This is a genomic window from Polyangium sp. 15x6 (genome assembly GCF_029960785.1).
Lineage (GTDB): Bacteria > Myxococcota_A > Polyangia > Polyangiales > Polyangiaceae > Polyangium.
Window position 1 is genome coordinate 145,505 of record NZ_JASBQE010000021.1, and the last position, 11,847, is coordinate 157,351.

An 11,847-nucleotide genomic window follows, 5' to 3' on the forward strand; every position below is an offset into this window, starting at 1 on the left:
CTCCAGGCTCGAGGTAGAGGGGGAGATCCTACCCGAGGTGTGGGGCTCGCCGCATCTGGAAAGGTGGGGCGTCGGGCTCAGCTCTTCACGCGCTGCGCGCGGCTTCGGCGCCGGCCCGCGGCGAACAGCGCGCCCATCGCGAGGACCACGAGGGAGCCGCCATTCTCCGTCGGAGCGCTGGAGGCGTGGCAGCCGCCGGGGTCGCCCCCGCCGCCGCTGCCGCCATTGCCGCCTGCTGCACCGCTGCCGCCAGCACCGCCGGCTCCGCCATTGCCGCCTGCTGCACCGTTGCCACCAGCTCCACCGCTGCCGCCATTGCCGCCTGCCGCACCGCTGCCACCAGCGCCGCCGGCTCCACCATTGCCACCGGCTGCACCATTGCCGCCAGCGCCGCCTGCTCCACCGCTGCCGCCTTCGCCGCCGCCGCCGCCTTCGCCGCCGGCCCCGCCGACGCCGGCGTTCGGCATCACGCAGGTGCCCGCGTCGCATGCGCCCGAGTCACAATCCTCGTCCACGTCGCACGCGTCGCCCAGCGCTTGCGGGACACGCACGAGCCGCGCGTGCACGCGGCTCGCCGCGTAGGGGATTTCCGGGACGAACCGCTCGTAACTGACCAGCGTCTTGCCATTGCCTCGCGCGACGAGCGCGGGCGGGCCCTCGAACGAGGGATCGGACGAGACCGGGAACGTCTCCAAGATGGCCCCGTCCGTCCCGACCCGCGCCCCGAAGAGATCCACGCTGGGGGTCACCTCGTCGGGCGGCGACCGCCAGACGACCACGAAGCTCTTGCCGTCGTAGGCCACGGCAGGGCAGGGCCCGTAATACTGGGTGACGAAGTAGGACGTGCAGGGCGAGTCGTATTGCAGGCCCGGCACCTTGTCGACGAGCACGAAGCCGCCGGGATCCAGCACCGTTCCATTCGCGTCCACGCGCGCCGCGCGCAGGGTGGAGCCGGCGTTGTTCGGGGCCGGCTCGGCCCAGACGAGGAGGTGCATCGTGTCGTTCGACGCCATCGCAGGCCGCCCGATCTTGGCGGTGGGCGCCGAGATCTGCAGGAAGCTCGGATCGAGGAGGTTGCCCGTCGCGTCGAGCCGCGATGCCACGAGGCCCTTGCCGGTCAGTTTGTCCCGGAATGCCAGAAGGTAGCCGGCGCCGCCGTGCGAGAGCGCGGTCCGGAGGCCGAACCAGCTACCTGGTATGTCGAGGGCCATCGTCGGCGGTGCGGCGAGCGCCCCCGCCGAGGTCACGCGCGCGACCTGGATGCCGTCGAAATTGTCGTTCACGAGGAGCGTCTCCGTGCCATTCGAAGCGATCGCGATGGGCTCGTTTTCGAATGACTCCGTCTGCACCAGGAGGGGGACGGCGTCCAGCACCGCGCCCGCGGGGCTCACCCGCACGACCTCCGGGTACCAGCTCGGATCGCCCTCGTTCGCCAGGCTGCTGACCCGAAACGCGGCGACCACGTGGTTCGTCCCGTCGAAGACGACCCGCGGGGCGGAATTCCAGCCCGCCCCAGTCTGGATCGGGATCCCGCTCGGGTCGAGGAGGACGCCGGCGGGGCTCAGGCGCGCCCCCCAGAGATCCATGAATCTGTTCCCGGTATCGTAATTGCGGTGATCGGCCCAGACCACGAGGAAGTTCGTCCCATCGAACGAGACGGACGGGACGATCTGCGCATTGGCGCTCTTCGACAGCAGAATGCCCGGCACGTCCAGCGCGCCGCCGCCCGGCGCGAGGCGCGTCCCGGCCAGGAACGTATCCTGCGCGGCCTCGTCCGACGTCTTGTCGTCCGAGTACACCGCGAGGGAAGGCGCGGGGGCCACGGTGATCGCGTGGCCCTGGCTATCCGGGGCGAGCGCCGCCGGCGTCGCGTCGAGGACCGCGCCCTGCGCATCGATACGCACACGATACGTGCCCCAGCTCTCCTCGTGAATGCCCTGCGTGAAGAGCACCACCGCGTCCTGCCCGTCGGAGCCCACGGCGGTGTCCTCGAAGTAGGTATCCGAATCGTTGGTCTGCGTGACGACGATGCCCGCTGGGTCGTGCACCACGCCCATCGGGTCCACGCGCGTCGCGACCACCGTTTGCCCATAATAGGTGTCGCCGCGCGTCCAGGCCACCATGTAGTTCCCGTTGACGAAAGCGAGCGCAGCGGCCTCGTCGCGGTCATTGGCCCCGGCGGGCGGCGGGCTCACGGGGAAGGGCGTGGCGTCGAGCACGTTGCCCTGCGCGTCGATACGCGCGCCGAGGATCCTGCCGTCATCCCAGACGAGGAGCGAGCCCTGGCCATTCGAAGCGATGGCGGGTTCGTGCCCGCTTCCCGTCGACGTATTCCCCAGGTCGGTGGCGGTGAGCACGCCGTTCGGGTCGAGCAGCACGCCCGCCGGGGTCAAGCGCGCACGGTAGACGTCGGAGCGGCCGTTGTTCGAATAATTGCGCGAGTCGTCCCAGACGAGCACGTAATTCGTCCCGTCGAAGGCGACGTCGGGATTCGACTCTGCCTTCGGCCCCGCGCTGATTGTGATCTGGCCCCCAGCCACCTGGCCGGCGCTGGTCACGCGCGCGGCGTGGACGTTCCACGAGTATTCGTATGTGACCAGGAAGTCCTGCCCGTCGGAGGCCAGGGCCGGGTTCCTGCCCAGCCCGAGATCGATGCCATACTCGTCGAGCACCGTGCCGTCGGCCTGCACGCGCGTGGCATAGATGTGGTCCACGTACGCGCGTCGATCCCGCCAGGCCACGAGGTATTGCCCGCCGCCGTACGCGATCGCCGGGTCGTCTTGCTGGCTCGCCGGCTGGACGAGCAGCGGCGCATCCATCCCCACCTCGGGCGAGATGATCGGGTCGAGCACCGCGGGGTACGCCGACGCGTCGATCGCGCCCGCCGGCACGGTGAGCTCGATGAAGCCGCTCGCGACCCGCGCCGGCACGTCGGTCTTCACCCCCCGCGCGTCGATCCAGGTGGCCTTGCCAAACCTCACGCCGAGGCTCCCCTCCGGATCCACGAAATGGTGGCCCGAGGCGGTCTCGCCCGAGGGCGCCATGCCCGAGACCTCGATCCGGACGACGAGATCCCCCGCGCCGGTCGGCCGCTCGGCGAAGGAGTACGAAAGCTCGACGCCGCCTTCCGCATTGCGCAGGTGCTCCTCCACCGCGCCCCGCGCGATGGAGAGGTGGCCGTCCGCGGCGACGCGCGGGCTCGGCGCGCCATCGAGGTGCGCGCCGCCACGCGCGATATCCACCGTGCGGAAGCGCGCCGCGGCTGCCGTGCTGCGATCGTCGGGCCGGGGCGCGACGTCGAACGCGCCCGCGTGATACGCGACCTCATAGGCCTGGCCGCCTCCGACGAAGCGGTCGCCGGAGGCTCGATAGGCGAGGCGCACGGCGCGCACGACGGACTCGAGGTCCACGGGGGCGGAGGCGCGCGCGGGCGCGGGGGGCGGCGATGCGGACGCGGGCGCGCCGGAGCTACAAGCCGGGAGCGCGCCGAGGAGGCTTCCGAGCGCGAGGGCGCCGAGGACGCGGGCGACGCCGGATTTGATATCGATGGTCGATCGTGTCTGGCATGCGGCAAGATACCGTTGCATACGTTCCTCCGATGTGCCTCGCCGATTCGGCGGGGCGGAAAGAGCGAGCACTCAGCATCGCCGCGAATTCTTTGGGTGCCAAACTTTTGGCGAGCTGCGCACGAAAACGACCGACAACGCCTGACGCGTGGAGTCGGTACGTGCGCGGAGGTGGATGTGTGTGCGCAGGTGGATGCAGAGCTCGTCGAGCCGCTCGGGCGCGACGCCGGTGGGTGCTAGCATGTTCGCAGTGCGCGCTTGGGCTTCCACGGCCTGGGCCTCCCTCTCGCGGCCCTGCGAAGCGCGTCTCAATGTGAAACCGGGTCCATCTCGCACTCCGACACGTTGTCCACGCATATCCCAGCGCAACATTTCCCCGCGCGAACATCGGTCACGGGCGCGATCGGAAAGCAGTCGTTGATCTGCTCGTCCGGCGTCGTCCGATCGAAGTGCACGCAGACGGCGCGCCCGAGCGTGGCCACATCCCGGCACCATTCGGGGATCCAGGCGTCCCAATCGTCCGGATCGCACCACGCGTCCCACGTGCACGGGTTGCAATCGTCGCAACCGTTCCAGGAATGCTCGCCCGAGCAGTCCTTGTCCCACGATTCATCGGGATCGGGCATTTCCCTGCGCCAGCCCTGGCCTTCCAGAGACTCCTGCGAAGCGCAGCCGAAAACGAAAAGGATCGCGAAAAGGAACCTCACACAGCCACTCTCTCCCCGCTGTTTCATTGGATTTCCTGGTGCTCATACCGCCACCGCCCGGGTCGATGCCCGGGGGCATGCCGGTGACGCGAACGTGGAGGACGAGGCCGCGTGCGGCAAGGTGCACATTGCATCAAAGTTCGTTATATTTGGTGCAATATGCACCAGCGTGATGACATGCCGGACGCGTGGCCGTGGCCGCGCCCGTCGAAGCGTGTACGCGAGTTGATCCGGCGCGGCGCCGAGACGGCTCTGAATACGCCCCAGGAGTGGCTCGAGGAGCTCGAAAGGGCGACGCTCTCCATCGAGAAGATGAAGGTCATCGCCGATGACCCGGTGCTCGCGGCGGCCACGCGCAGAACGTACCGCGCGTACTTCTTCCACTGGGCGGCGGCAAACCTCCGTGACCCGGGAGCGCCGGTCGCGCCCCACCTCGGCGCCGAGTCGCTCGGCATGGCACGTGATCTGGTGCGCCGCGGGGTGACCGAGTCCGCCCTGCACGCCTATCGCACCGGGCAGAACGCGGCCTGGCTCAGGTGGATGTCGATCGCATTCGAGCTGACGTCCGATCCCGACGAGCTGCGCGAGCTGCTCGACATTTCGGCCCGCTCCATTTCTTTCTTCCTCGACGCGACGATCGCGGGCATCTCCGCCCAGATGAACGCGGAGCGCGACGAGCTGACCCGCGGCACCCACGCCGAGCGCCGCGAAGTCGTCGCGCTCCTCCTGGACGGCGCGCCGATCAGCGCCCAAAACGCTTCCCGGCGACTCGGCTACGAGCTCGACCAGACCCACCGAGCCGCCGTCGTCTGGAGCGAAGAAAGCGAGTCCGATCTCGGCTCCCTCGAAAGCGCGGCCGACGCCCTTGCCCGCGCCGCCGGCGCGCAACGCCCCCTCATCGTCGTGGCCAGCGCGGCGACCCTGTGGGTCTGGGTGCCAGGAGAAGCCGAACCAGACATCGAGCGATTGCGCACAGCGATACGACCGCTGCAAGGCGTCCGCATCGCGATCGGCTCGAAGAGCCGCAAAATCGAGGGCTTTCGTCGGAGCCACCTCGACGCCCTCACCACCCAGCGCATGATTGCCCGCCTGGGCTCCGAGCAGCGCGTCGTCAGCTTCGAAAGGGTCCGGCTCGTCTCCCTGGTCACGCAGGATCCCGAGGGCGCAGATCAGTTCGTCAAGCACACGCTCGGTGACCTCGAATCGGCGAGCCCCGAGGTCACGAGCGCATTGCTGACTTTCCTCGACGAAGGGTGCAACGCCTCCCGCACGGCGACCCGCCTCCACACCCACCGCAATACCCTGCTCCGCCGGCTCGCCCGCGCCGAGGAGCTCCTCCCGCGACCGCTCGAGCACAACCGCGTGGAAGTCGCCGTCGCGCTCGAGGTGCTCCGCTGGCAGTCAGGCGCCGCGTGAAATGGCCGCATCTCGACCATCGATCACAAATGCAGGTCGCGATGCGGTGTTCAATGGGCTATCCTTGGACCCGACATGACCATCGCGCGACGAGGCAGCCACCGACTGAGCATCGACGGCCACGAGCTGCGCTGGTGGGTGCGGCGCTCGGGGTTGCGTGGCTGCCCCGACTGCGATTCGCTTTCCGTCGTGATCGCAGCGGCCTCCCGAAAAGGATGCGCCGTGCAGGTCCACATCCCCGAGCCCTACGGGCCTGATCGGCCGATCACGCCCGCGTTCGTCGCCAGGATCGCGCGTCGGGCCCTGGCCTCCGGCTGGGAGCCCGGCGTGGGGAGCGGGCCTTTCACCATGCCCTGGGGCAGCCTGGGGGACATCCTCGCCGACCATGCGCAATCCAGCGCGTCCTCCGGGAAGGCAGACAGGGCGGTGTAATCGCTTCGCCGGGACAGCCTGGCGCGTTTTTCTGCGGTGAATGACACGTTGTCATCCGTTCGACGGTTCTGCGCGGGTTTTTCCCTGTGATCGCGCAGGACATCGGCTGGCATCCGCCGTGCATCTGCGCTGGCCATGCGCTTTGCGAAGTGGTTCTTGGTTGGTTTGGCGGTGTTGACCTTTGGTTGCGAGGGCGAGCCGGCTGGCGAGGGGCTCGAGGCTTGTCCCGGCCCGGACGGGCTGGATTCGTCGCTCGTCCAATCGACGTTCCTGCTGCCCGACGAAGCGACACCGAACAACAATCACTCTATCGGTCCATTTTGTTGCACGGGAGTCACGGCGACCATCGAGGCCATCGAAGGCCATCCGGTTGGATATGCCTACTTCTTCTCCTGGAAAGGGCAGGCGTACAATGGGGCGGATGGTGATTCGTACGCGCCGGGCGTGGAGATCCTGGTCGCGGGGCTCGAGGACGTGCGCGATCCTCAGTCGGCGCTCGTGGAGAGTGTGATCGCGTTCGACGCGAGCGAAATGGATAGATGCGCCGAGCGTTCGGTGAAGGCCGGTCAGCTCCGGTTCACGGTGACGCTCCTCAACGTCACGAAAAACCACAAGCCAGACTACTTCGACATGGGATCGCTCGAAGCGAGGCTCGACGTCTCCGTGGAGCCTTGATCGGCTCGGCTCGCGGTGAGAAAGGTCTCGGATCCGTCGGAAGAACCGCGCATCGCGCGGTTCTTCCGCCCTCGGTCCAGGCCGTGCCTGGCCCGGGGTGAAGGGGGCGGGGAGCCCCCTTCTGGGGTGCGGGGCAACGCCCCGCCTCCGCTGCTCAGACCTTCTTGAGCTGCACGCCGAGCTCGTCGAGTTGCTCGGGCGCGACGCCGGTGGGCGCGTCCGTCATGAGGTCGGTGCCCTTCTGCGTCTTCGGGAAGGTGATGACGTCGCGCAGGCTCGACGCGTTGCAGAGGAGCATGGCCAGGCGGTCGAGGCCGAAGGCGATGCCGCCGTGCGGGGGCGGGCCGTAGCGGAATGCGTCGAGGAGGAAGCCGAACTTCGCGCGGAAATCGTCCTCGGAGAGGCCGAGCGCGGCGAAGACCTTGGCCTGCACGTCGCGCTGGTGGATACGGATCGAGCCGCCTGCGATTTCGTTGCCGTTCAGCACGAGGTCGTAGGCGCGCGCCTCGACGCGACCGTTGTCGGTGCCGAGGTGTTGCACGTGCTCCGGCTTCGGCGACGTGAACGGGTGATGCGCGGCGACCCATTGCCCGCCCTCGTTTTGCTCGAACATCGGGAAATCGGTGACCCAGAGGAAACGCCACTGTCCTTCGGGCACGAGCCCGAGCTTGTGCCCGAGGTGCAGGCGCAGGCCGCCGAGCACCGCGTTCACGAGCTTGAACGAGCCGAACTGGAAGAACAGGAGATCGCCAGTGCCGGCGCCGAGCGCCGCGTTCATCGCGGCCCGCGCCTCGGGGGTCACGGTCTTGCTGAGCGGCGACTGCGTCCACTCGCCGCCTTCGCCTACCCGCGCGCGCGCGAGGCCCCGCGCGCCGAATCCCTTCACGAACTCCTCGAGCTTGTCGGCCTCCGTGCGCGATAACGACGCGGCCTCCTTTGCCGGGATCCGGAGCGCCTTGATGATTCCCTTCTGCTCGAGCGCGGTCTTGAAGAGCGGCACGCCGCCGCCTTCGAGCGGACGGAGCACGTCCGTCAGATCGGCGAGCTCGAGGCCGAAGCGCAGGTCGGGCTTGTCGGAGCCGTATTTGAGCATCGCCTCGCGGTAGCTCATCCGGCGGAACGGGCGCGGCAGGTCCACGTCGAGCACGTCCTTCCAGACGCGGGCGATGAGGCCTTCCATCGTCGTGTAAATGTCCTCCTCGGTGATGAAGGACATCTCCACGTCGACCTGCGTGAACTCGGGCTGGCGGTCGAGCCGGAGATCCTCGTCGCGGAAACAACGCACGATCTGGAAATATCGCTCGAAGCCCGCGACCATGAAGAGCTGCTTGAAGATCTGCGGCGACTCGGCGAGCGCATAAAAGCTCCCGGGATTCAGGCGCGAAGGGACGAGGAAGTTCCGCGCGCCGCCGGGGGTGTACTTCACCATGAAAGGCGTCTCGAGCTCGGTGAAGCCCTCGCCGTGGAAGTAATCACGCGCGGCGCGGTAGAGCTTCGAGCGCACCAGGAAGTTTCGCTGCAGCGCGGGCCTGCGCAGATCCAGGTAGCGGTGCTTCAGCCGGATTTCTTCGCGTGTGTCGATGTCGTCTTCGATGAGGAACGGCGGCGTCTCCGACCGCGAGAAGATGTGAAGCTCTTCGGCATTCACCTCGATCTCGCCGGACGCGAGCTTCGGATTGGGCTGCCCGCCCGACGAGACGCGCGTTACCACCTTGCCGACGATGCCGATGCAGTACTCCGAGCGCAGCTCGCTGGCGAGCCCGTGCGCTTCCTTCCCGATCTCCGGGCCGAAGACCACCTGCGTCAGGCCCTCGCGATCTCGCAGATCGATGAACACCCGGCCGCCATGGTCCCGGCGATGCGCCACCCAGCCCATCAGCACGACGTCCTTGCCGACGTCGCTCGTGCGCAGCGCGTTGCAAGAGTGCGTGCGCTTCTTGTCCACCAAAAATTCCGACATGGCGGCGCAGCATAGTCGCTCACGCCGCTACATCAACGGGCCAGGCAGCTCGCATGGTCGCTTTTTGGTGACCTTCCCAACGCGGTCACGGCCCGCGCGCGGAGGCGAAGCGGGCGCGGTCGCGCCGTAAGGCGTCGCTCTGCACGGACGGCTTTGGTAACATGGCCGCTCGTCCAGAGTGTAGCTTTTTCCCTTCACGATACGGGGTGAAGAATGTTGGCAGCGAAGCGATGGTGGTTTGCTCTTCCGGTCTCGCTCGCGGCAGCGTGCGGGGCGGACGACAGGGGTCCGCAATCGGGGGATGCTTCCCTTTCGGCGCAGGCGAAAGCGCCCCCGGCAGGGGAAGCGGTGGATCACACGGGGCTGCGCGCGGCCTACGTGGCGGCGGTGCAAAAGGACGCCTCGCCGGCGTATCGCCTGGAGCGCGGCGACAAGGGCACGATTTCCGCCAGGAATCCGGCGCAGGGCCTCTCTGCGGAGCTCTCCCCGGCGGGCGTGCGTGTCGCCGTCGATGAACGCGCCGATCGCCCGTTCGAGCTTTCGCTCGACGCCGTGGGCTGCGACGGCGACCTCGAGCCCGCCGCCGAGGCTTCGCCCGAGGCGAGCGGCAATCGCGCCGAATATCGCCGCGGCGACGTCGTGGAGTGGTATTTGAATGGCCCGCTCGGCCTGGAGCAGGGCTTCGATCTCGCGAAGCGGCCCGCGTGCCGCGAGGCGGGCGGCGGCACGGTGACGCTTTCGATGCGCGCCGAGGGGCTCCTGCCCGAGCTCACGGCCGAGGCGGACGCGGCGCTCCTGCGTGACGAGGCGGGTGAGGTGATCCTCCGCTACACCGACCTGCACGTCACGGACGCGAACGGCCGCGTGCTGCCGTCGTTCCTCTCGGCCGAAGAGGGCCGGATCGCCATTCACGTCGACGACACGGGCGCGATCTATCCGATCGTGGTCGATCCCATCGTATGGGCCGAGGCGCAGAAGCTCCTGGCGAACGACGCGGCGGCGGACGACGCGTTCGGTTATGCCGTGGCGATCGACGGGGACACGGCCGTCGTGGGCGCGCCGGACGACGACGACGCCGCCAAGGGCCTGGACGCGGGCTCGGCATACGTGTTCCTCCGGAACGCGGGGAACAACACCTGGACGCAGTCGCAAAGGCTCCTCTCGGGCGACGCCTCGACCACGGCCGGCGACCGGTTCGGCCGCGCGGTGGCCATCTCCGGCAACATCATCGCGGTCGGCGCCCCGATCGACAACGCCAGCCGCGGCGCGGTCTTCGTCTTCCAGCGGACGGCCTTCGGCTCGAATTTCACGCAGCTCCAGAAGATCACGGCGAACGACGCAGCCGCGCAGGATCGCTTCGGCGCGTCGATCGCCCTCTCGGGCACGACGCTCGTGGTCGGCGCGCCGTTCGACGACAACGGCGCCAACGTCGACGCCGGATCGGCCTACGTCTACGTGAAGGGCGCGAGCACGTTCACGCTGCAGGGCGCCAAGCTGACGGCGGGCGCGGCGGCCGCGGGGCAGGACGAGTTCGGCACGGCCGTCGCGGTCTCGGGCGATACCATCGTCGTCGGCGCGTATGGCGATGACGACAATGGCTCGGTGTCGGGCTCGGCGTTCGTGTTCTTCCGGACCGCGGGCGTCTGGGCGCAACAAGCGAAGCTCGCCCCGCCCGACGGCAAGGCGAACGATTGGTTCGGCTACTCCGTGGCGGTCGCAGGCGACACCGCGCTCATCGCCGCGCCGCTCGCCGTCGCTTCGCAAGGCAAGGTGTACGCGTACACGCGCACGGGGGGCGTCTGGGCGCAGCAGGCGCAGATCCTCGCGGCGGACGGCGACGGCGGGGATCAGTTCGGCCATTCCGTGTCGATCGTCGGAGACACGGCGGTCATCGGCGCGCGTTACGACGAACCGCAGTCGACCGGCTCGGCCTACGTGTTCCTGCGGAACGCGGGCGTGTGGGCCCAGGAGAAGAAGCTCACGGGCGCGGACGCCGGGCTCGGCGCTCAGTTCGGTCACTCGGTCGGCGTGAGCGGCTCGTGGGCGATCGCCGGCGCCGAGGCGCACTCCGGCGCGGCCGCGAACAGCGGCGCGGCGTACCTGTTCACGCCGCAGAACAAGCTCGACAACGGGCAGGCGTGCCAGGTCGGAAAGGACTGCGCGAGCGGCTTCTGCGCCGACGGCGTCTGCTGCAACACGGCCTGCGGCGGCGGCGCGGCAGACGATTGCCAGGCCTGCAACACCGCGGGCGCCGTGGGCACCTGCACGCCGTCCGCGGCCGGCACCGAGTGCCGCATGACGGGCGGCGCGTGCGACGTGGCCGAGGCGTGCGACGGGACGAACACCGCTTGCCCGGCGGATGTGAAGGTCGCGGCGGGCACCGAGTGCCGCGCCTCGATCGGCGGGTGCGATCCGGCCGAGACCTGTGACGGCGCGAGCAACGCTTGCCCTGCGGATGCGGTCGCCCCGGGCGGCTTCGTTTGCCGCGCGGCCGTGGGCACGTGCGACGTCGACGAGATCTGCGACGGGTTCACGCCGCTCTGCCCCGGCGACAACCTCGTCCCGGCGGGCACCGCGTGCCGTGCCGCGGCGGGCGCTTGCGACGCGGCGGAGAGCTGCGACGGCGTGAACGGCGCTTGCCCGGCCGACGCGAAGGTCGCGGCGGGCACCGAGTGCCGCGGCATGGCGGGCGCCTGCGACGCGGCGGAGGCGTGCGACGGCGCGTCGAACGATTGCCCGGCCGACGTGGTATCGAGCGCCGGCACCGTGTGCCGCGCGGCGATCGGCCTCTGCGACGTGGCGGAGAGCTGCGATGGCGCGGCCGTGGATTGCCCAGCCGACGCGCTCGCCGTGGCGGGCACGGAATGCCGGGCTGCGGCCGGGGAATGCGACCTGGCGGAGCTCTGCGACGGCGCGACGAACGATTGCCCGGCCGACGGGACGCTGCCTGACGGCACGGCCTGCACCGACGGCAGGTGCGAGGCCGGCGTCTGCGAGACGGGCGAGGGCGGCGCAGGCGGCGGCGGTGGCGCCGGTGGTGACGGCGGCGCGGGTGGTGCCGGCGGCGCGGGCGGCGCCGGCGCGGGTGGCT

The 11,847-nt window shown here is 69.4% G+C and carries 6 protein-coding genes and 1 pseudogene; 4 read left to right on the forward strand and 3 right to left on the reverse strand.

Features of this window, described 5'->3' with window-relative positions:
- Positions 1-77: 77 nt before the first annotated feature.
- A complete protein-coding gene (locus QHF83_RS18035) occupies positions 78-3,587 on the reverse strand; it encodes a hypothetical protein (RefSeq protein ID WP_282419094.1) in 3,510 nt (1,169 codons plus the stop codon).
- A gap of 287 nt (positions 3,588-3,874) precedes the next feature.
- Entirely contained in the window at positions 3,875-4,273 is a 399-nt protein-coding gene (locus QHF83_RS18040; protein ID WP_282419095.1) for a hypothetical protein, read from the reverse strand.
- Between the two features lie 159 nt (positions 4,274-4,432).
- Here QHF83_RS18040 and QHF83_RS18045 point away from each other — a divergent pair, with 159 nt between their 5' ends.
- The 3 genes from QHF83_RS18045 to QHF83_RS18055 all read left to right on the forward strand — a co-directional run bounded on the left by QHF83_RS18045 (position 4,433) and on the right by QHF83_RS18055 (position 6,796).
- Positions 4,433-5,689, forward strand: a complete 1,257-nt coding sequence (locus QHF83_RS18045) for a PucR family transcriptional regulator (RefSeq protein ID WP_282419096.1) — start codon at positions 4,433-4,435, stop codon at positions 5,687-5,689.
- Positions 5,690-5,764: 75 nt separating this feature from the next.
- Positions 5,765-6,121 carry a hypothetical protein gene (locus tag QHF83_RS18050; RefSeq protein WP_282419097.1) on the forward strand — a complete coding sequence of 119 codons (357 nt, stop codon included), beginning with the start codon at positions 5,765-5,767 and terminating at the stop codon, positions 6,119-6,121.
- A gap of 135 nt (positions 6,122-6,256) precedes the next feature.
- Positions 6,257-6,796, forward strand: a complete 540-nt coding sequence (locus QHF83_RS18055) for a hypothetical protein (RefSeq protein ID WP_282419098.1) — start codon at positions 6,257-6,259, stop codon at positions 6,794-6,796.
- Between the two features lie 154 nt (positions 6,797-6,950).
- Here the strand turns inward: QHF83_RS18055 and aspS are convergent, their stop codons facing one another.
- The gene (gene aspS / locus QHF83_RS18060; RefSeq protein ID WP_282419099.1) at positions 6,951-8,756 is read right to left on the reverse strand and encodes an aspartate--tRNA ligase; all 1,806 of its coding nucleotides are present in this window, start codon (positions 8,754-8,756) and stop codon (positions 6,951-6,953) included.
- A 348-nt stretch (positions 8,757-9,104) separates the two neighbouring features.
- Here aspS and QHF83_RS18065 point away from each other — a divergent pair.
- Positions 9,105-11,847: pseudogene (locus tag QHF83_RS18065) on the forward strand (hypothetical protein); the annotation flags it as partial.